The sequence below is a fragment of the Mesorhizobium sp. M1D.F.Ca.ET.231.01.1.1 genome (assembly GCF_003999155.2).
GTDB lineage: Bacteria > Pseudomonadota > Alphaproteobacteria > Rhizobiales > Rhizobiaceae > Mesorhizobium.
In genome coordinates, this window is record NZ_RZOZ02000014.1 from 114,833 (window position 1) to 135,182 (window position 20,350).

A 20,350-nucleotide genomic window follows, 5' to 3' on the forward strand; every position below is an offset into this window, starting at 1 on the left:
GGTTTTTTGCTGCCCGGTCGCCGCATCTACAGCCGGACGGCCTCGCGAAAGCGGTGATGAATTAGTCAAACTTCATTTTTGGACGTGAAAATCGCGCGAAGATCGCTATATTCGGGGAAATTGTGGTGAAACGGTTCCGTTAGCCCGAGGCTGCCGGACCGTTTTCTTTTTGTACCCAACGACAAGGCTATCCCCGAAAAGCGGGGGTGGCGGCAGGAAAGGTCAGGCAAATGATCAAGGTCCCGATGACAGGCGAGGGGTTCGCGTCATTGAAGGAAGAACTGCGCTGGCGCCAGCAGGAAGAGCGTCCGCGTATCATCGAGGCGATCTCCGAAGCGCGCTCGCATGGCGACCTTTCCGAAAATGCCGAGTACCACGCGGCGAAAGAGTCGCAGAGCCACAATGAGGGCCGTATCAACGAACTCGAGGACCTGATCGCGCGGGCCGAGGTCATCGACGTCACGAAGCTCAGCGGCGACAAGGTGAAGTTCGGCGCCACCGTCGTGCTGGTCGACGAGGATACCGAGGAAAAGAAGACCTATCAGATCGTCGGCGACCAGGAAGCGGACGTGAAGTCCGGCCGCATCTCGATCTCCTCGCCGATCGCGCGCGCCCTGATCGGCAAGGAAGTCGGCGACGCCATCGAGGTCAACGCTCCGGGCGGCGCCCGCGGCTACGAGATCGTCCAGGTGCAGTTCATTTAAGGCCTAGTCTAGGTTGGCGCTTCCGATCTTAGCGCTAGCAGCCGCTCCGCCTCCGCCATTACCTCGGCCGGCGTCACCTTGCCGCCGGCCGGCGCCAGCAGCGTCGACGAGAACGGCCCGCGCGGGCCGGTCAGGCCCGGTTCCGTCGCCAGGAAGATGGCGACGGTCGGCAGGCCGAAGGCGCTGGCGAGATGGCTGAGGCCGGTGTCGGCGCCGATCACCAGCGTCGACCGGCCAAGGATCGCGGCGATCTCTGCGAGCGGCGATCTGGGGATCAGCACCGTTTTCGGCACTGCGCCGGCGATCGCCTCGGCGGCACGCTTTTCCGCTTCGTTCGACCAGGTTGCTACTGGCGTGAACCGCCTGGCAACCAGTAGGCGCGCTGTCTCGATCCAGTCTCCGACCGGCCATTTCTTGTCTTCCCGGCTGGTGCCGTGCAGCAGGAAGGCGAGCCTGCCTTTGGGAACGGCAAGGTTGCCTGCTGGCGCTACAATCCCGGAACCTAGGCGCGAAAGGTCCGGCTGATAACCCAAGGCCAGGCCGAACAGCCGGCGTGTGCGCTCGATGGCGTGCAGGTCGCGCGGCACTGCGTATTTGCGCTGATAAAACAGCGTCGCCGAGGGCTCGCGGGCGCTGGAACGGTCGAAACCGGCGATCGGCGCGCCGGCCTGCCTGGCGACCACGGCCGATTTCAACAGCCCCTGGGCGTCGATGACCAGATCATAGTGGCCGCCTCGCAAGGCGTGGCGCAGGCCTGCCATCTCGCGCCACGTGCCGCCATCGAACGGTTGCTTGCGCCAGCGGCGGATCGCCACCTTGTGGATGGACTTTATCGCCGGATGCAAGGCGACAATGCCGGCAAACGCCTCTTCCACGCACCAGTCGAAGCTTATGTCCGGGCGATTGCGGAGCGCATCCTCGACTGCCGGGAAGGTATGGATGACATCACCCATCGACGATGTCTTGACGATCAGCACCTTCATGCGGCTGCTGGAACCTCGAGCAGCCGGTCTGCCGCGGCCGCGACCCGCGCGACGTCGAGCGTCTTCAGGCAGTTGAGATGGCCGAGCGGGCATACCTTCTTATGGCAGGGCGAGCAGGAGAGATGCAGCCAGATCAGCTCCGAGCGATCGGTCAGCGGCGGCGTGTTTTCGGGCGAGGTCGAGCCGTAGACGGCGACGATCGGCGTGCCGACGGCGGCCGCGACATGCATCAGACCGCTGTCGTTCGAGACGGCAAGCTTCGCCGCGGCGATCAGGTCGATGGCATCCTCGAGCTTCGTCCTGCCGGCAAGGTCGACGGCGCCCGGCGCGAGCCTTGCGATCTCGCCGGTGACTTCGGCGTCGTTCTTCGAGCCGAGCAGGGCGACGCCCAGGCCCTTTGCCATCATTTGGCGGGCAAGCTCGGCATAGTGTTCGCTCGGCCAGCGTTTTGCCGGGCCGAACTCGGCGCCCGGCATCAGGGCGACGAACCGCTTCGCGTCGAGCCCGAACCGTGCCAGCAAATCGGCCTGGTTGGCCGTATCGACGGTAAGCTTCGGCGCGCGGAACGTGCCGCCGCGCGCCAGGCCGAAATAAGCGCGCGCCGTGCGTCGCTTCACAGCGTCGGGCAGCGGAACGATGTCGGTCAGCAAGCCGTAGCGCATTTCCCGCAGATTGCCGACGCGGCGCGGAATGCGGGCAAAGAACGGGATCAGCGCCGATTTCCAGCTTCCCGGCAGCACATAGGCCATGTCGTAGCGGCCGCGCAGCAGGCGGCCGAAGCGCCTGCGGCTGCGGAATTCGAGCGCTCCGGGCATCAGCGGGAAATCGATCTGGCAGTGTATTTCGGGCATGCGCTTGACCAGGGGCGCTGCCCATCCCGGCGCCAGCACGTCGATGGCGGCGTTCGGATGCTTTTCCTTCAGCGCCGCGAACAGGCACTGCGCCATGACCATGTCGCCCACCCAGCGTGGGCCGATCACGAGGATCGTTGGGCTTTCAGCCATTGGACATAGTCTCTGACGCCGGTTTCGACAGTGCGGAATTGCCCATTGTAGCCGGCTGCACGCAAGCGGGACATATCGGCTTGCGTAAAACTCTGATAGCTGCCCTTGAGGTGGTCGGGGAAGGGGATGAACTCGATCTCGCCCTTGCCGAGTGTGTCGATCACCGTTTCGGCAATGGCGCGGAACGGCTGGGCGCGGCCGGTGCCGCAGTTGAAGATGCCGCTCGAGCCGCGCTTCCACAGCCACAGATTGACGTCGGCGACATCGCCGACATGGATGAAGTCGCGGCTCTGCTCGCCTGGACCGAACCCGCCATAGGCGCCGAACAGCTTCAGGTTCTGGCCTTGCTCGACCTGGTTGAACAGATGGAAGGCGACCGAGGCCATGGCACCCTTATGCGCCTCGCGCGGCCCGTAGACGTTGAAGTAGCGCAGGCCGGCGACCTGCGAATGGTCGGTATCGAAGACGTTGCGGCGCACATAGTCGTCGAACAGCTTCTTCGAATAGGCGTAGACGTTGAGCGGCCGCTCGAATTCCGGCTCCTCGCGGAACTCGCTGCCGCCGCCATAGACCGAGGCCGAGGAGGCATAGAGGAAAGGCACGCGCAGCGCCAGGCAGGCGTGCAGCAGGCGCTTCGAATAGGCATAGTTCACGTCCATCATGAACTTGCCGTCCCATTCGGTGGTGGTCGAGCAGGCGCCCTGGTGGAAGACGGCCTCGACGCGGCCGAGCCCGCCGTCCTCGAGCCGGGCCAGGAATTCGTCCTTGTCGAGATAGTCGGCGATCCGAAGGTCGGCCAGGTTGGCGATCTTGTGGCCGTCGGTGAGATCGTCGACGACCAAGATGTCGTCATGGCCCTCGGCATTGAGCGAGGCGACGATGTTGGAGCCGATCATGCCGGCGCCGCCCGTGACGATGATCATGAAGGCCTCTGTTTGCGTTGCCGATTCCGGCCCTTATAGGGGAGGCAGACAGGAGTGTCGATAAAGCTCGCCGTCACGGACCCGTCGGCTACGACGAATGTAGGGATGGATCGGCGGAACGACTTGCGAGATAAGCTCTGCCGCGCGCCGAACGGTACTTCTTCTGTCGAGGCAAGCCATGGTGCCTTTGAGCGGCGTGGCAAGCGCCGTCGGTCATGCGTCTTTTGCCCTTGGTAGCCATGACATCCGATCTAAAGCCCGGCCTTCGCCATCTTCAAGCACTGCGGGTCGACGGGTCCCTGACGGTCCCGGCCATGACACCGGCCTTTGCAGGTTTCAGCAACATGCCACCGGTCTTCGCCACCGCATTCATGGTCGGCTTCATCGAATGGGTATGCATCGAGGCGCTGCGTCCGTTCCTTGGCAGCCACGAGAGAACCGTCGGCACCCATGTCGACGTCAGCCATGTCGCCGCCACGCCCGTCGGCATGACAGTCACCGCCGATGTCGAGCTTGTCGCCGTGGAGGGGCGAAAGCTGCGCTTCAAGGTGTCGTGCAGCGACGAGAACGGACTGATTGGGGAAGGTTTCCACGAGCGCGCGATCATCGACCATGAAAAGTTCATGGCGCGCGTTCTGGCCAAATCAGGGCAAACCGGCTCCTCGCCACAGTGAGGCCGCAAAGCTTCCGCTTCAGTCGGCTCTCGCTATGCGGCGTATCGTAAGGGACCAGGATGCCGTCGACCGAACTGCTTATCGCCTTCTTCGTCACCACGGCGATCTTCGCCTATATCCCCGGACCGGCCATGCTCTATGCCGCGGCGCAGACCATGGCGCGCGGGCGTTGGTCGGGACTTACGGCGGCGCTCGGCATTCATCTCGGCGGCTATGTGCATGTCTTCGCAGCCGCGACCGGACTGTCCGTATTGTTCCACGCCGTGCCGCCGCTTTACATGGCGGTCAAACTCATTGGAGCGCTCTACCTGATCTGGCTCGGCGTCTCGATGTTCCGAAAGCGGGCGGACGGCGATACGGCTTTGCCCAGCATAGAGCGGAAGTCGGCCCGTCGGGCCTTTCTCGAGAGCATCACCGTGGAGGTGCTCAATCCCAAGACGGCGATCTTCTTCATGGCGTTCCTGCCGCAATTCATTGATGCCTCGGCGGCGTTCCCGATCTGGCTGCAGTTCGTCATCCTTGGAACCATCGTCAATCTGATGTTCTCCTCAGCCGACATAGCGTGCGTCTTCTTGGCCGGAGCGCTGATTGCGCGACTGCGCCGCTCGGGCCGCGCGCAACGCTTGATGCAGCGCGCGGGCGGGGCAGTGCTCGTTGGGCTCGGCGTCCATGTCGCCCTGCAGAAGGCCTGATTCTCCTGTCGACCATGGCGCGACCCGCTGGAGGCCTGCCGTTGCGCTGGCCGCAATTGCGGTATATCGGCATCGCGACGAACGATGGGCGCCGGACTTCCGGCGCCGCAACCGTGATCAAACCAGCCATTTCGGGCGCGCGCCACTAAGATGATCAAGCACCATCTGCCTTCCCCGGAACCCTTGCATCGCACCATCGCCCGCTTCGGCGAGGTCACCGTGCTGGTGGTCGGCGACTTCATCCTCGACCGCTTCGTCAGCGGCGTCATCGAGCGGATCTCGCCGGAAGCGCCCATCCCGGTGCTGCACGGCCGGGGCGAGATGCTGGCCATGGGCGGGGCCGGCAATGTCGTATCCAACATCGTCTCGCTAGGCGGCGCCGCTATTCCCGTGTCCGTGATCGGCGCCGACAAGGCCGGCGACAACCTCATGCGCATGCTCGGCGATCTCGGCGTCGATACCGACGGCATGGCGCAGCGGCAAGGCCGCATGACCTCGTCCAAGAGCCGCTTCAGCGCGCTCAACCAGCAGGTGCTGCGGTTCGACGAGGAGGAGATCAAGCCGCTGGCTCGCAGCGAGCGGGCTGCGCTCGTCGAGCACTTCCAGGCAGCGCTCGCGCGCGCCGACATCGTCATCCTCTCCGACTACGGCAAGGGCATCCTGCTCGACGGCGTGGCGGCCGAACTGATCGCGATCTGCCGCGATGCCGGGAAGCCGGTGCTGGTCGACCCGAAGGCCCGCGACTATGCGCGCTATGCCGGGGCGACGGCGGTGACGCCAAACCGCCAGGAGCTCGGCGAGGCGGTCGGGCGCGCAGTGTTCGGCGACGACGAGATCGTGGCCGCGGCACGCCACCTGATCGCGGCGCATGAGTTCGAGTTCATCGTTGCCACGCGCAGCGAAAAGGGCATGAGCGTGGTCACCGCGGAGGATGCCCGTCATATTTCCACGCAAGCGCGCGAGGTGTTCGACGTCTCTGGCGCCGGCGACACGGTCATCGCCACCTTCGCGCTTTCGCTCGGCGCCGGCGCCGACCGCGTGCAGGCCGCTACAATCGCCAACGCCGCCGGCGGCGTCGTGGTGGGAAAACGCGGCACGGCGCGGCTGAGCGTCGAGGAACTCTCCGGCGCGCTGTTCCGCTCGCATGGACCGGTCGCCCACCAGGACGCCGTTCTCGACGCCAACGCGGCAGCCAGGATGGTTGCGGCGTGGAAGGAGGAGGGGCTGTCGGTGGGGTTCACCAACGGCTGCTTCGATATCCTGCATGCCGGCCATGTCAGCCTTCTGCATGCCGCGCGCAGCCAGTGCGACCGGCTGGTGCTCGGCCTCAACAGCGATGCCTCGGTGCGCCGGCTTAAAGGGCCGGGACGTCCGGTCAACGACCAGCATGACCGTGCCTGTGTGCTCGCCGCCCTTGCCTCGGTCGACGCCGTCGTCGTCTTCGAGGAGGACACGCCGCTCAAGCTGATCGAGGCGCTCAAGCCCGACATCCTGGTCAAGGGCGCGGACTACACGATCGAGACCGTGGTCGGCGCCGACGTGGTGCAGAAGGCGGGCGGGCGTGTGGTGCTGATCGACCTCGTCGCCGGCAAGAGCACGACCAACACCATCGGCAAGCTGCGCGCCGGCGGCACGAATTGAGGATTTCATGTCCGAACTGAACGACTATCTGGTCCGCTCCGCGGCGGCGATCACGGCGATGGTCGAGCGCGACCTCACCGGCGCGATGGAACGCGCGGTGAGCACTGTTGTGACGGCGCTGTCGCAGGGCAAGGCGCTGCTGATCTGCGGCAACGGCGGCTCGGCCAGCGATGCCATCCACATCGCCGGCGAACTGGTCGGCCGCTTCCTCAAGGAGCGCAAGGCCTACAACGTGATTGCGCTGCCGGCCAATGCGGCGGTGCTGACCGCCTGGGGCAACGACTACGGCTTCGACACGGTCTTCTCGCGCCAGGTCGAGGCGCATGGATCGGAAGGCGCTGTGCTGCTCGCCATCTCCACCAGCGGCAATTCGCCGAGCATCCTTGCCGCCGCCGAGCAGGCGCGGGCGATGGACATGACGGTGATCAGCCTCACCGGCGATACCGGCGGCAAGCTTGCGCCGCTCACCGACATCCTGCTCAACGTGCCGTCGACCTCGACGCCGATCATCCAGCAGGGGCATCTGTGCCTCTACCATTATCTGTGCGAGGCGGTCGAAGCGCGTCTCAGCAATGGCTGACGGCGCTGCCTATCCACTTGTCGAGCCCGGTCTGTGGGTCGAGCGGATCGGGACCACTAGCTTCCCGACCGGTCTGCCGGCGCTCTTTCTCGACCGCGACGGCACCATCAATGTCGATACCGACTATCCCAGCGATCCGTCCGATATTGTGCTCAGGCCGCAGATGCTGCCGGTCATCAAGGCAGCCAATCTGGCCGGGCTGCCGGTCGTCGTGGTGACCAACCAGTCCGGCATCGCGCGCGGCTATTTCGGCTGGGATGCGTTTGTCCGGGTAAACCGGCGCGTGCTCGATCTTCTGGCCGAACAGGACGCCTTCGTCGACATGGTGCTGGCCTGCGGCTACCACGAGGCGGGCAACGGCCCGCTGGGCATTGTCGACCATCCGACGCGCAAGCCTAATCCCGGCATGCTGCTAAGGGCCGGCGGTGAGCTTGGTCTGGACTTGAAGCGATCGCTGATCGTCGGCGACAAGCCTGCCGATATGCAAGCGGGGCGGCGAGCCGGCTTGACGAGGGGCTGGCTGGTCGACGGTGAGGCCAGCGAGGAACCAGGATTCGACGTTCTGCCACTGCGGGACAGCGGCGACCTGGATGGATTGCTGTGGGCTATCGACGCGCTCAGGTAGAGACTGAGTTAGCTGACCACTTCCGGACCCGCTCCGCCCACCGACCATACTTTGCGCTTTTTGCGGAAAAACTGCGGAGATGAGACATCGTTCAGGCAAGAAATTTCAGACCTATTCCCTCAATAAATGCGGGGAAAGGCAATCTCCATGTTCACCCAATCTTACTCAGAATACCCTACGATTTTGCCGCCAGACTTCGCAGTTTCGCTCATATTCGTCGTCAACATAATTGCAATTGCCGCAGCGTTTTTCACTTCAATAAAAATGTCTCATTTCAAATGGTTGCCGCATGTCGTCACATTCGTCTCGCTCGCTTGTTCACCTGTTTTGGCAGGCATTTTAGCGTTGCCGTACGTGCCCCCTGATGAGAGCCCTGGCCCTGGCGACGGTTTTGTTCTTTTGTCGGTTGTCGGAGAAGTAGCAGCGTGTCTATTTGGATATGTCTTGGTCGGCGTCGTGCTTGCATTTCGATCAGGTAGAAGACGCTGACTCGGCCGGGCTGCCACGCAAGCGGATCAAGCGTTAAAAGCCACCAGCCCCTCGTCCTTGACGCGGCGGATGGTCAGCGCAGTGCGCACCGTATCGACATTCGGCGCCGAAGCGAGTTCCTCGATGACGAAGGTCTGGAAGGTGCCGAGGTCGCTCGCCACGCAATGCAGCAGGAAATCGGACTCGCCCGAGACCATCCAGGCGTCGCGCACGATCGGCCAGCCGCGCGTGCGCTCGGCGAAGGTCTTCAGCTCGGCGTCGGCCTGATGATGCAGGCCGATCAGGCAGAAGGCGACGACGTCCATGCCGAGCGCCGGCGCGTTGAGCAGCGCGCGGTAGCCGCGGATGATGCCGGCCTCTTCCAGCCGCCTGACGCGGCGCAGGCAAGGCGGCGCCGAGATGCCAACCCGGCTCGACAGTTCGACATTGGTCATGCGCCCGTCATTCTGGAGTTCGCGCAGGATCTTCCAGTCGATGGCGTCGAGGTCGGCTTTGAGCGGCATGGCGGTCTCGGCTTTGCGCAAGAATCTTTCGCAATTTTGTAATTTGGTTTCGTGTGGGAGGCCATCCCTTTGCGATGATTTTCTGCTTCCGGGCAGCGATATGGCCGGCTATGCGTGCGACGAAGCTTTCCGGGGACTAAAGCCAACTTGCCTTGCTGGCTTGGCGGGCAGCACTTACATTACCGGCGACAAACCACGGCCTCGAGCCGCAGGGGACTTTTTCATGAACACCAAACACGCGCCCGTTCTCATCATCGGCTCCGGACCGGCCGGCTATACGGCGGCGATCTATGCCGCCCGCGCCATGCTGAAGCCGATGCTTGTCGCCGGCCTGCAGCAGGGCGGTCAGCTAATGATCACCACCGACGTCGAAAACTATCCAGGCTTTGCCGATCCGATCCAGGGTCCCTGGCTGATGGAGCAGATGCTCAAGCAGGCCGAGCATGTCGGCACCGACATCGTCAACGACATCATCACCGAGGTCGACCTCAATGTGCGGCCGTTCCGCGCCACCGGCGATTCCGGCACCGTCTACACGGCAGACGCGCTGATCATTGCTACCGGCGCGCAAGCCAAGTGGCTGGGCATCCCATCGGAGCAGACCTTCATGGGCTTCGGCGTCTCGGCCTGCGCCACTTGCGACGGCTTCTTCTATCGCGGCAAGGACGTCGCGGTGGTCGGCGGCGGCAATTCGGCGGTCGAAGAGGCCCTCTATCTCGCCAACCTTGCCAAGAGCGTCACCGTCATTCACCGGCGCGGCGATTTTCGCGCCGAGCGCATCCTGCGCGAGCGACTGTTCCAGAAGGACAATGTCCGCGTCATCTGGGACACGGTCGTCGACGAGATCACCGGGCAGCCTGGCAAGGCGCCGCTGCCGCCTTCGGTCGAGGGTCTGAAGCTGCGCAATGTGGCGACCGGAGAAGTGTCGCGGCTGAAGGTCGATGGCGTCTTCGTGGCCATCGGCCACGCGCCGGCGGTCGAGCTCTTCGTTGGCAAGCTCAAGCAGAAGCCGAACGGCTATCTGTGGACGGCGCCCGATTCGACCCGCACCGACGTTCCCGGCGTGTTTGCCGCCGGCGACGTCACCGATGACGTCTACCGGCAGGCGGTGACGGCAGCCGGACTCGGTTGCATGGCCGCGCTCGAGGCGGAGAAATATCTGGCGGGGATCGAGGTCCATCGCGAAGCGGCGGAATAATCGATCGGCTGAAAAAGCCGTTTAAAAGCCTGATTTTTCATTCAGACGCCAAAGGCAACACGAGGGGAATCATGGCGCTGGACTGGGACAAGCTACGCGTGTTTCACGCTGCGGCGGAGGCTGGGTCGTTCACCCATGCCGCCGAGACATTGCATCTGTCGCAATCGGCGATTTCGCGGCAGGTCAGCGCGCTGGAACACGATGTCGGCGTGGCGCTGTTTCATCGCCACGCGCGCGGCCTCGTGCTGACCGAGCAGGGCGAGATGCTGTTCCGCACGGCGCATGACGTGCTGATGAAGTTGGAGACGATCAAGTCGCGGCTGACCGAGACCAAGGATCGCCCCTCCGGCGTGCTAAGGGTGACGACCACGGTGGGCCTGGGCGCCGGTTGGCTGACCGAGCGCGTGCAGGAATTCATCGAGCTCTATCCCGAGATCAGCCTTCAGCTCATCCTCGCCAACGAGGAGCTCGACCTGACCATGCGCCAGGCCGACTGCGCCATTCGCCTCAGGCAACCGCAGCAGCCGGATCTCATCCAGCGCCGGCTGTTCACCGTGCACTTCCATCTCTACGCGTCGCCTTCCTATGTGGCGAAGTTCGGCAAGCCGGCCTCGATCGCCGAGCTCAGGAACCACCGGATCGTCACCTTCGGCGTGCCGGTGCCCTCGCATCTGTCGGAGCTGAACTGGCTGGAGACGGTCGGCGATTTCGAGGGCGGGCAACGGGTGCCGACGCTGCAGATCAACGACATCCTGTCGATCAAGCGCGCGGTCCAGGGCGGCGCCGGCATCGCCATGCTGCCCGACTACGTGATCAACAAGGAGTCGAACCTGGTCCAGCTGCTGCCCGAGACCGAGGTGCCGTCCTTCGACACCTATTTCGCCTATCCCGACGCGATGAAGAACCAGGCGAAACTGCACGTCTTCCGTGACTTCATCATCGCCAAGGCCCGTAGCTGGTCCTACTAGATATTCAAGTGATGCCGACCTGCGGTACTCACGTACTGAGGTACGCTCCGCTCCGGCCTTCGCCGGCCGAAGCCCTCATAAGTGTCTCCGCCTATGAAGGCTACGGCCGGCGTAGGCCGGTTCCCCGAACCTACCGTTCTCGACTCGGCCTGACCTGAATCTCGGCGGACCCTGGGTGCGGGTCATCCACGCCAAGGCGTGATGCGCGGCAGCCAGCCGGGAACGGCGCGGCGGTAGGTTTCGTATTCAGCGCCATAGCGGCGGGCGAGCGTCGGCTCTTCGTAGGCTTTGACGAAGGAGATCATCGCCGCCGCGGCGATCAGGCCGTAGACCAGCACCGCCCAGCTCGAAAAGATGAGCACCTGGCCGAGGATGATCGACAGCACCGCCACATACATGGGGTTGCGCACATGGCGATAGATGCCGCCGACAACGAGCTTCTCGGTCGGCGCGACGGGGGCCGGCGTGCCCAGGCCCTCAAGCGCGAAGCGCGCGAAGGAATGAAGCAGGACCGCCGAGGCGCCGACGACGAGGATCCAGCCGGCCGGCACAAAACCCGGCACGGCGGATTGCGGCAGGCGATAGCGGTCGGTCAGCAACCAGGGGAGCAACCCGGCGACGACGCCGGGGGCGGCGACAAAGAACACAGCGCTGCCGGCAATTGCCGAAAAAATTCGCATCAGGCTCTCTTGCCGCAAAAATAAACGCGACCTGGCCGAGTTCGCATCATTTTGAATTTAGCGTATTTCGGGAGCGGAATCTGACCCGGTTTGCACGTCAGCGATCGATTTCGGTCTGGAACGGCCCAGGATTCGTCGATTTTTTCTGGTCCTATCGGTCTTCCGAAAGGGTTAGACCACAGCCTGCGTCTTTTTGCATGCGTGTGTTGCAAAATAGATGCTTGTTTCTTGGGCATGATGAGCACATATATAGTTCATCTCCAGGGCGCGTTCTCCTCCCATTAGCGCCCTCGAGTGTTCCCCTCTGGAGGTTAGCCCTAATCGGCACTTCCAATCAAACTCAGCCGGATCTTTATTGATCCGGCTTTTTTGTTGCGCCGAGGTCACGCCGAGACCGGAAATGCGTGCGCGAGAGCCACGTAACAGTGACATGTAACATCAGGTAACATGTCGCGGACGCACTCTATCGATTAAGCAGATCATAGGACGCGGTTGGTCCGTTCGGGAGATGGGGGCATCACTCGGACAGGCCGGGCTCAGGCAGCTACCGCGTCCGAACCATTTCCCGATGCGGCGGACCTGCCGTACCTCCCAGGAGACGGTCCGCAATACAGAAACGGCGTCCGGATCATCCGGACGCCGTTTTCGCGTCTTTTTAGTTCGTTTTCACCGTTTCAGGGAAACGGCGAAACGCCCTATCTCCTTGTTTTTACGCAATTCCGCACGGAAAACCGCTCGCACTTTTCCTGGAATTGCTCTAAAGCGCGTCGCACCGAAATGTATTCAGGCGATGCGCATTAGATCCGTGTCTTGATACATGTCGTTCTCCCAAAAACGCTGCGCACTTTTGGGCGACATGCATTAGCAAGATCGGTCAGGCAGCCTTGCCGTTGGCGTTCATCGCCTCGTCGGCCAGACGGCCGGTCAGCTCGGCCATATGGTCGAAGGCGGCCTTGTAGCTGGCGACGCCTGCCGTCGCAGAGCGCAGCTCGATGATCAGGTCGCCGATCTCGGCCTGGGGCATGGTCGCCTCGACCACGTCCCAGCCCGGCCAGCCGGGCCGTGCGTCATAGCCGAGGATCTGGCCGCGCCGCTGCGGGATCAAAGCGATGATCTTCGATGTCGCATCCGAAGGCGTGACGATCTCGACCTTCATGATCGGCTCCAGCAGCACTGGCGAGCAGGCCGCCATGCCCTCCTTCATCGCCAGCTTCGCCGCCATCTGGAAGGCCATGTCGGAAGAGTCGACCGCATGGTAGGAGCCGTCCGACAGGTTGACGGCGACATCGACGACAGGGAAGCCGAGCGGACCGTTCTTCAGATAGTCGCGAATGCCCGTCTCCACCGACTGGATGTAGGTCTTGGGCACGACGCCACCGGTGATGGTGTCGGTGAACTGGAAGCCCGAGCCGCGCGGCAGCGGCTTGATCTCGATCACCACGTCGCCGAACTGGCCGTGGCCGCCGGACTGTTTCTTGTGGCGGCCGCGCTGCTGCGCGGATTTGCGGATCGTTTCGCGATAGGGCACCGCCGGCGAATGGCCTTCGATCGGGATCTGGTTCTTGCCCTCCAGGCGCTCGCGCACCACGCGCAGGTGCATTTCGCCATGCCCCGACAGCACAGTCTCCGCGGAGTCCTGGTTGTGGTGCAGGCTGAGCGAGGGGTCTTCCTCGGCAAGCCTCTGGATCGCCGCCGACATCTTGACCTCGTCCTTGCGCTCCTTGGGGCGCAGCGCGAAGGCGAATACCGGCTGCGGCGCCTCCAGCGCAAGCAGCGGGCTGATGCCGCCCTTCGCCGAACTCAGCGTCTGGCCGGTCCTGACATTGTCGAGCTTGCCGAGCGCGACGGTGTCGCCGGCCTTGGCCGACGCCAGCTTCAACTGGTCCTTGCCAAGCATCTTGTAGATGCCGGAGACCTTCGCCGTGTCGCCATTGGAGAGGAAGAGCTCGGCCGCATCGGCCAACTGCCCGGAAAGCACGCGCGACACCGACAGCTTGCCGCCATGCGCGGTGTGGATGGTCTTCATCACCTGCACAACAGTCTGGCTGCCATCCGGCGCGCCCAGGCGCTTGCGGGTCGCCTCGACGTCCGGCGCGTCATGGCGGATCGTCTTAAGCAGCCGCAGCACGCCATTGCCCTTCTCGGCGGTGCCGATCAGCACCGGCGTCACTGTGCCGGCGCGGAGGTCGGCGGCAAGGTCGTCGAAGATAGCGTCCTTCGGCGGCTCGATCTCCTCGAGCAGCTGTTCCATCAGCTGGTCATCATGGTCGGCGAGCGTCTCCAGCATCGAGAAGCGGGCCTCGAGCTCGCGCGCCTTGTCGTCGTCCGGAATCTCGGCGACCTGGCTTTCGGCATATTCGCGGTAGACATAGGCGCGCTCCAGCGCGAGATCGATCGAGCCGATGACGACGCCATCCTTGCGCAGCGGGATCTGGCGCAGCAGCAGCGGCGCCGAGCTTGCCGGCTGCAGCATCTTGAGCGTCTCGCGCACGCCGGCGATCGCCTTGTCCACCTTGTTGAGGAACAGGATGCGCGGCACGCCGAGATCGTCGAGCCTGCGCATGATGAGCTGGAGCGCAGGTATCTTCTTTTCGTCCGCTTCGGCGACGACGACTGCGACATCGCAGGCTGCAAGCACCGGCTCGGCCTCGAAGGCAAATTCGATGGAACCGGGGCAGTCGACGAAGGTGAACTGCTCGCCCATGAACTCCGTTGTGGCGAAGGTCGCCTCGACGCTCATGGCGTGGGCACGGGCTTCTGGCGAATGATCGGAAACAGTGTTGCCCGATGAGACGGGATTCTGGCGGGGGATTGCGCCCGTGCGGGCCAGGATTGCTTCGAGAAGTGTCGTCTTACCGCTTGCGAAGGGACCGACTATGGCAATGCATTTCGGTCCCGTGCGTCGTCCTCCGGCGCGAGTACCCATGGCTGACCTCCACTCAGGCGTTTCCCGAGAGAGCGATCAGCAAAAGTGGAAACCGGTTTTGCGTCCGATCGCACTCTCTAGAAGAGCGGCGGCCGGCCTGTTCGGCCGTCGCGGGCGGGGTTGTTGCTCACCACCTGCCCAAGGCCATCGTCACACGGGTTCGCGGGGAGGGCAAGAAAAATAGGAAGTGCGCCGGCTTTGGTTTGTCGGGCGTCCGGTTTGTCAGGCGCCCGGCTTATCAGCCGCTGAGCGCCAGCGGCTTGCTGTCGGCCGCGCAAAGGGCGCTCGTCTTGTCGCGCGGCGCCGGCTTGCCGAAGAAATAGCCCTGGAAGCGGCTGCAGCCGGCAGTGCGGGCGAGAGTGAACTCCTCCGCCGTTTCGACGCCCTCGGCGACGATGGTGATGTCCTGGATGCGCGCGATCTGAGCGAGCGCGGAGACAAAGATCTGCGCCACCTGATCGTGGGCGAGGCTGCGGATATAGGAGCGGTCGATCTTGACGCTGTCGATGGGCAAGGTCTTCAGATAGTTGAAGCCGCAGTGACCGGTGCCGAAGTCGTCGAGCGCGATGTGGAAGCCGAGCCCGCGCAAGGCCTCCAGGCGCCTGAGGATCTCAGGCGTCGCGGCGGTCGCAACCGTCTCGGTGATCTCGATGATGAACGAGGATGCCGACCGGCTGGTCTCGCGCAGAATGCGCTCGCACATCGTCACGATCTCGTCGCGTTTCAACTGCTCGCCCGAGACGTTGATCGAGATGCGCCGCCCTGGAAAGTGATCGATGTCGGCGCAGGCGCGCTTGAAAACCCACTCGCCGATCATGTCGATCAGGGTCGAACGCTCGGCGATCGGGATGAATTCGGCGGGCGAGATCAGGCCGCGGACTGGATGGCGCCAGCGGATCAAGCCCTCGAGCGCGTCGACGGAGCCTTCGGCGCCGACGATCGGCTGATAGTGGAGCTCCAGCTCGCCAAGATAGACGGCGGCGCGCAGCTCGCGTTCCACGAGGCGGCGATAGCGCTTGTCCGACAGCATCTCCTCGTCGAATACGGTGACACGGCCCCGGCCCGCCGCCTTGCTTTCGTATAGCGCGAGGTCGGCAAGCAACATCAACTCGGTCGGGTTCGAGGCGTGCAGCGGCGCAAGCGCAACCCCCAGCGAGATCGACAGCGGAATGATCTTGCCTTCATGCCGCTTTCCGGCCCGCATCGCGTCGAGCAGCCGGCGCACATCCTTGTTGAGCGCGGCCGCGTCGCCATGCGAAACAATGACGCCGAACTCGTCGCCGCCCAGCCGTCCGACAATGCTGTCGGCAAAGATGCGTCCCGCCTCCTTGACCAGATAGGCGAGGGCAAGGTCGCCGAACTGGTGGCCGAAGGTGTCGTTGAGCTGTTTGAAATGATCGAGGTCGATCAACACAAGGCTCGCTTGCCGCCGGTTGCGCAAGCTGCCGAGCCTGTCGCTCAGCGCTTCGAGGAAATAACGCCGCGTCATGGCGCCGGTCATGGCGTCGATGCTGAGAAAGCGATGCTTCTCGGCTTCAGCGTCCGCCGCCGATTGCAGGCGCTGGACGATGCTGGAGCGCATATACATCAGCACCAGGAGCGCCAGGCTGGTCGATGTCGCGGCCAGTGCGAGGGCCGTGGCGCGGGAGCCATTGCCGGTCAGGCCAAAGGCGGCAATCGCGGTGGCGGCGATGCTCGCCACAAGCAGCGCCTGGATGCCGCGGTAAATCCTGCCGCTATGATCCTTGATTGTCGCCAAGATGCTCATGTCCGCGCCCCCACAGCACGGGCCATGGCTAGAGCCCAGCCGTTAAAAAGACATTGAGCACGGCCACTGCCTCGCTCCATTCGCTGGCGCTCGGCTCGGTGCCGCATTTCATGGTTAAAAAGCAACGATTTATGACAGTATTCTAAATAGCTGACAAAATGACTTGAGGCAGCGCAAGGCATGTTTCGATGTCGTCGCCGTCGGCGGTCCGGGAGGCCGGTTGCACTGGCCCCGTTGCCAGTTGAAACTACATCGTGAGATGCCGCGCTTCGCGGAGGTTCGTCAACGATTGAGGATTGCTACCATGAAGATCATTGCGTGCGGCAGCGTGCCGACGGTCATCGCGCCGGAGACGTATTTTACCGGCAAGGTGCTGCAGACGCCGATCATCGAGAAGGAGGCGCCGGCGCGGCTGAGGGCGACGCTGGTCAGCTTCGAACCGGGCGCCCGCACCCATTGGCACACGCACCCGCTCGGCCAGACGCTCTACGTCACCTCGGGCGCCGGGCTTGCGCAGACATGGGGCGGGCCGATCGAGATGATCAGGGCGGGCGACGTCATCTCCTTCGCGCCTGGCGAGAAGCACTGGCACGGCGCCGGGCCGAAAACCGCCATGACGCATGTCGCCATGCAGGAGGCGCTGGACGGCGTCCACGCCGAGTGGCTGGAAGAGGTCTCGAACGAGCAATATGGCGAGTGATCTTGCCAACGAAAAACCCGGCGCGAAGCCGGGTTTTCTTACTCGGTCCACTGAACCTGCGTTCAGGTCAGCGACGCGGTGAAGCGCTGGATGCGAGTGCAGGCTTCCTCCAGCAGCGTTTCCGACGTGGCGTATGAGATGCGGAAGTTCGGGCCGAGGCCGAAGGCCGAGCCGAACACCACGGCGACGCCCTCGGCATCGAGAAGCTCCGAGCAGAACGCCTCGTCGCTGTCGATGACCTTGCCGGCCTTGGTCTTCTTGCCGATCAGCTCAGCGCAGGACGGATAGACATAGAAGGCGCCTTCCGGCGACGGGCAAGAGATGCCGCGCGCCTGGTTGAGCATCGAGACGACAAGATCGCGCCGGCCCTGGAAGATCGCCTTGTTCTTCGCGATGAAGTCCTGCGGGCCGTTGAGCGCCTCGACGGAAGCCCACTGCGCGATGGTGCAGGCGCCCGAAGTCTGCTGGCCCTGGATCATGTCCATCGCCTTGATCAGCGGCACCGGGCCGGCAGCGTAGCCGATGCGCCAGCCGGTCATGGCATAGGCTTTCGACACGCCGTTCATGGTCAGCGTGCGCTCGTAGAGGCTCGGCTCGACCTCGGCGATGGTCTTGAAGACGAAGTCGCCATAGGTCAGGTGCTCGTACATGTCGTCCGTCAATGTCCAGACATGCGGGTGCTTGAGCAGCACGTCGGCCAGAGCGCGAAGCTCGGCTTCGGTGTAGGCGGCGCCGGACGGGTTGGACGGCGAGTTCATCAGCAGCCATTTCGTCTTCGGCGTGATCGCCTTTTCCAGCACCTCGGCGGTCAGCTTGAAGCCGTTGTCGATCGAGGTGTCGGCGAAGACGGACGTGCCGCCGCAGATCGCCACCATTTCCGGGTAGCTCACCCAATAGGGGCGCGGGATGATGACCTCGTCGCCGGGGTTCAGCGTCGCCATGAAGGCGTTGAACAGGATCTGCTTGCCGCCGGTGCCGACGATGGTCTGCTCCGGCCGGTAGTCGAGATTGTTCTCGCGCTTGAACTTTTTCGCGATCGCCTCGCGCAGCGGCGCGATGCCGGAAACCGGCGGATACTTGGTCTCGCCGCGGCGGATCGCTTCGATCGCCGCATTCTTGATGTTGTCGGGCGTGTCGAAATCCGGTTCGCCTGCGCCGAGGCCGATGACGTCACGGCCGGCATTTTTCAGCTCGCGCGCTTTCTGCGTCACCGCGATGGTCGCGGAAGGCTTCACGCGGGAAAGGGCGTCGGCAAGAAAGGCCATGACAGAGCGTCTCCAAAAGAATGGGGCGGCCAGGAGCGGCCGCGGCGCCTCTCATGTCGCATGATCGGCCCAAGCGCAAGCACTGTCGGGTGATCCAGAGGTCAAGGTGGCGTGAGCGGCAACTATAAATTCATCAACGACCGGTAAACCCTTGGCTGGCAGGATCGCAGATTGAATTCCGCTTACTCTGCGGAGCGAGGGACCTTTGTCGCGCAGCATCGGGCTCGCCCACATCATCCGTCATGATGACGGCACCTCCTCCGGTGTCTGGGGCATTTATACGCTGCAGAGCGCTTTCCAGCCGATCTTCGCCTTCAACGAAGGCAAGCTTTCGGTCGTCGCCTTCGAGGGGCTGATCCGGCCGTTCCGCGACGGCGAGCCGCAGTCGCCGATGAGCTTCTTCGGCACCTGCCCGGCGGGCGACCGGCTGCATATCGAGGCGCTGACCAGGACGCTGCATCTGCTCAACGCCGGCGCATGCCTGCCGGAAGAGGCATCCGTTTTCGTCAATTTCGATCCGTCGGTGTTCACCGACCGCGCCATTGTCGACAAGGCGCTGCGCGACATGCGCCTCGTGCTGCACGAGGCCGGCATCGACCCGCGCCGCATCGTGTGCGAGGTCACGGAGCAGAAATCGGCTTCGCAGGAGACGCTCTACAGCTTCGTCGAGGCGCTGCGCGCCAACGGATTCCGCATCGCCGTCGACGACTACGGCTCCGATGAATCCGACATCAACCGCATCAAGGAATTGCGGCCGGACATCATCAAGTTCGACGCCCATTGGATCACGCAACTCATGGAGTCCGGAGCCGGATTCGCGCTGCTGACCGCGATGGTGAAGAGCTTCGAAAGCCGGGGCATCCGCACGGTTTTCGAAGGCATCGAGGAAGGCTGGCAGCTCGATCTCGCCGAGAAATCCGGAGCCTCGATGGTGCAAGGCTATGTGCTCGCCCGGCCGGAATTGGCGCCGACGAGTTTTCGCGTTTTCGGCGGGAGCATGCTGGCGCCCGCGGCTGAAGAGAGCAAAGCCACGGCAGCCACAAATCCCGCTTCCGTGCGGCCGTCGCGGCCGGCGAAGGCGTTCGGGCGCAAGGTGACGCCATGACCGCGCGGCCGGACAGGCGGCGTGATGTCGCCGAGGCGATCTTCGCCGACGAGATCGGCCTTCAGTTCGGCGTCTATGGCGAGTTCCGGCTGTGGAGCGCCTATCAGCCGATCTTCGCGCCGCAGGGCAGGACGCTCAAGGCTGTCGCCGTCGAAGCCTTGATCGAGCCGCGCCGCGTCGCAACGCCGGTTGCGCCCCAGGTCTTCTTCGACAGCGTCGCGGCGCCGGACCGGCTGTTCGTCGAGACGATGTGTAGGAGGCTGCATCTCGGCAACTACCGCAACATCGGCGTCGACGGGCTTACGCTATTCTTCAACTACGACCCGATGATCAACGATCACCTCGGGCGGGCACTGGCCGAGATTCGCCTCATGACCAGGCATCTCGTCGATTTCGGCCTCTCGCCCGCCATGCTGGTCTGCGAGATCACCGAGCAGGCAGCCGATGAGCATGTGCTCGCCTGCCTGGTGCGCGAGATGAGGCGTGACGGCATCCAGATCGCCATCGACGATTTCGGCACCGGACATTCGACCGAAGCGCGCATCGGCCTGCTTTCGCCCGACATCGTCAAGATCGACGGCGGCTGGTTCGCCGAGTTCTGCCGCCATGCCGCCGCCGAACGGTTCTTCCGGCCGCTGGTCTCGATGCTGCACGACCGCGGCGCCAAGGTGCTGGTCGAGGGCATCGAGCAGGCCACGCATCTGCGCGTCGCGCTCGACGGCGGCGTCGACCTCCTGCAAGGGTTCCACCTTGCCCGCCCCGCGCTCGCCGGAACGATCTTCAACGAGCCGCTTTCGATCGATGCGCTGCTCGGCATGGACAACAAGGTGGTGCCTTTGCATCAGCGCCGCTGATGGTTGCGCCAAAACAAATCACTGGATGAGCCTTGCTCGGGTGCGCTAGAGCCCGTCGATCGTCGCGC

The 20,350-nt window shown here is 63.8% G+C and carries 20 protein-coding genes; 12 read left to right on the forward strand and 8 right to left on the reverse strand.

Annotation, left to right across the window (positions count from 1 at the left end; translation table 11 throughout):
- Window positions 1-230: 230 nt before the first annotated feature.
- On the forward strand, window positions 231-704 hold the full coding sequence (greA, locus tag EN874_RS28300; protein ID WP_040970906.1) for a transcription elongation factor GreA: 474 nt from the start codon (window positions 231-233) through the stop codon (window positions 702-704).
- A gap of 8 nt (window positions 705-712) precedes the next feature.
- Here the strand turns inward: greA and waaC are convergent, their stop codons facing one another.
- The 3 genes from waaC to rfaD are packed head-to-tail and all read right to left on the reverse strand — an operon-like array spanning window position 713 to window position 3,614.
- Window positions 713-1,687, reverse strand: coding sequence for a lipopolysaccharide heptosyltransferase I (gene waaC / locus EN874_RS28305; RefSeq protein WP_127428008.1), 975 nt, complete (start codon window positions 1,685-1,687; stop codon window positions 713-715).
- Window positions 1,684-2,691, reverse strand: a complete 1,008-nt coding sequence (gene waaF, locus EN874_RS28310; protein WP_127428009.1) for a lipopolysaccharide heptosyltransferase II — start codon at window positions 2,689-2,691, stop codon at window positions 1,684-1,686. The genes waaC and waaF overlap by 4 nt, the downstream gene beginning before the upstream one ends.
- Complete coding sequence (gene rfaD, locus EN874_RS28315; RefSeq protein ID WP_127428010.1) at window positions 2,664-3,614, reverse strand: ADP-glyceromanno-heptose 6-epimerase; 951 nt, start codon at window positions 3,612-3,614, stop codon at window positions 2,664-2,666. Before rfaD ends, waaF begins: the two co-directional genes overlap by 28 nt.
- Window positions 3,615-3,958: 344 nt before the next feature.
- Here rfaD and EN874_RS28320 point away from each other — a divergent pair, with 344 nt between their 5' ends.
- The 6 genes from EN874_RS28320 (at window position 3,959) to EN874_RS28345 (ending at window position 8,315) form a co-directional block, all read left to right on the forward strand.
- Window positions 3,959-4,288 carry a thioesterase family protein gene (locus tag EN874_RS28320; RefSeq protein WP_210236011.1) on the forward strand — a complete coding sequence of 110 codons (330 nt, stop codon included), beginning with the start codon at window positions 3,959-3,961 and terminating at the stop codon, window positions 4,286-4,288.
- A 59-nt stretch (window positions 4,289-4,347) separates the two neighbouring features.
- Window positions 4,348-4,980 carry a LysE family translocator gene (locus tag EN874_RS28325; RefSeq protein ID WP_127428012.1) on the forward strand — a complete coding sequence of 211 codons (633 nt, stop codon included), beginning with the start codon at window positions 4,348-4,350 and terminating at the stop codon, window positions 4,978-4,980.
- Window positions 4,981-5,130: 150 nt separating this feature from the next.
- On the forward strand, window positions 5,131-6,621 hold the full coding sequence (gene rfaE1, locus EN874_RS28330) for a D-glycero-beta-D-manno-heptose-7-phosphate kinase (RefSeq protein WP_127428013.1): 1,491 nt from the start codon (window positions 5,131-5,133) through the stop codon (window positions 6,619-6,621).
- Between the two features lie 7 nt (window positions 6,622-6,628).
- Window positions 6,629-7,201: an SIS domain-containing protein gene (locus EN874_RS28335; protein ID WP_127428014.1), complete on the forward strand. Its 573-nt coding sequence runs from the start codon at window positions 6,629-6,631 to the stop codon at window positions 7,199-7,201.
- A complete protein-coding gene (locus EN874_RS28340; protein WP_127428015.1) occupies window positions 7,194-7,826 on the forward strand; it encodes an HAD family hydrolase in 633 nt (210 codons plus the stop codon). Before EN874_RS28335 ends, EN874_RS28340 begins: the two co-directional genes overlap by 8 nt.
- A gap of 147 nt (window positions 7,827-7,973) precedes the next feature.
- Complete coding sequence (locus EN874_RS28345) at window positions 7,974-8,315, forward strand: hypothetical protein (protein WP_127428016.1); 342 nt, start codon at window positions 7,974-7,976, stop codon at window positions 8,313-8,315.
- A gap of 26 nt (window positions 8,316-8,341) precedes the next feature.
- Here EN874_RS28345 and EN874_RS28350 read toward each other — a convergent pair whose 3' ends face one another.
- Complete coding sequence (locus EN874_RS28350) at window positions 8,342-8,818, reverse strand: Lrp/AsnC family transcriptional regulator (RefSeq protein ID WP_127428017.1); 477 nt, start codon at window positions 8,816-8,818, stop codon at window positions 8,342-8,344.
- A 223-nt stretch (window positions 8,819-9,041) separates the two neighbouring features.
- On the opposite strand from EN874_RS28350, the gene trxB reads away from it, so the two are divergent.
- Together trxB and EN874_RS28360 are read left to right on the forward strand one after the other, a co-directional pair.
- Entirely contained in the window at window positions 9,042-10,016 is a 975-nt protein-coding gene (gene trxB, locus EN874_RS28355; protein ID WP_127428018.1) for a thioredoxin-disulfide reductase, read from the forward strand.
- A gap of 71 nt (window positions 10,017-10,087) precedes the next feature.
- On the forward strand, window positions 10,088-10,984 hold the full coding sequence (locus EN874_RS28360) for a LysR family transcriptional regulator (protein ID WP_127428019.1): 897 nt from the start codon (window positions 10,088-10,090) through the stop codon (window positions 10,982-10,984).
- 182 nt (window positions 10,985-11,166) lie between these two features.
- On the opposite strand, the gene EN874_RS28365 is transcribed toward EN874_RS28360, so the two are convergent.
- From EN874_RS28365 to EN874_RS28375, 3 genes are all read right to left on the reverse strand, one after another.
- The gene (locus EN874_RS28365; protein WP_127428020.1) at window positions 11,167-11,664 is read right to left on the reverse strand and encodes an isoprenylcysteine carboxylmethyltransferase family protein; all 498 of its coding nucleotides are present in this window, start codon (window positions 11,662-11,664) and stop codon (window positions 11,167-11,169) included.
- Between the two features lie 874 nt (window positions 11,665-12,538).
- The gene (locus EN874_RS28370) at window positions 12,539-14,590 is read right to left on the reverse strand and encodes an elongation factor G (protein ID WP_126088101.1); all 2,052 of its coding nucleotides are present in this window, start codon (window positions 14,588-14,590) and stop codon (window positions 12,539-12,541) included.
- Between the two features lie 238 nt (window positions 14,591-14,828).
- Window positions 14,829-16,358 (reverse strand): EAL domain-containing protein, encoded by a 1,530-nt coding sequence (locus EN874_RS28375; protein WP_127428021.1) that lies wholly within the window; start codon window positions 16,356-16,358, stop codon window positions 14,829-14,831.
- 304 nt (window positions 16,359-16,662) lie between these two features.
- Between EN874_RS28375 and EN874_RS28380 the strand changes: the two genes are divergently transcribed.
- Window positions 16,663-17,058, forward strand: a complete 396-nt coding sequence (locus EN874_RS28380) for a cupin domain-containing protein (RefSeq protein WP_127428022.1) — start codon at window positions 16,663-16,665, stop codon at window positions 17,056-17,058.
- 62 nt (window positions 17,059-17,120) lie between these two features.
- Here EN874_RS28380 and EN874_RS28385 read toward each other — a convergent pair whose 3' ends face one another.
- Entirely contained in the window at window positions 17,121-18,323 is a 1,203-nt protein-coding gene (locus EN874_RS28385; protein WP_127428023.1) for a pyridoxal phosphate-dependent aminotransferase, read from the reverse strand.
- Window positions 18,324-18,528: 205 nt separating this feature from the next.
- On the opposite strand from EN874_RS28385, the gene EN874_RS28390 reads away from it, so the two are divergent.
- A complete protein-coding gene (locus EN874_RS28390) occupies window positions 18,529-19,428 on the forward strand; it encodes an EAL domain-containing protein (RefSeq protein WP_127428024.1) in 900 nt (299 codons plus the stop codon).
- A complete protein-coding gene (locus EN874_RS28395) occupies window positions 19,425-20,282 on the forward strand; it encodes an EAL domain-containing protein (protein WP_127428025.1) in 858 nt (285 codons plus the stop codon). Before EN874_RS28390 ends, EN874_RS28395 begins: the two co-directional genes overlap by 4 nt.
- The last annotated feature ends 68 nt before the right edge of the window (window positions 20,283-20,350 follow it).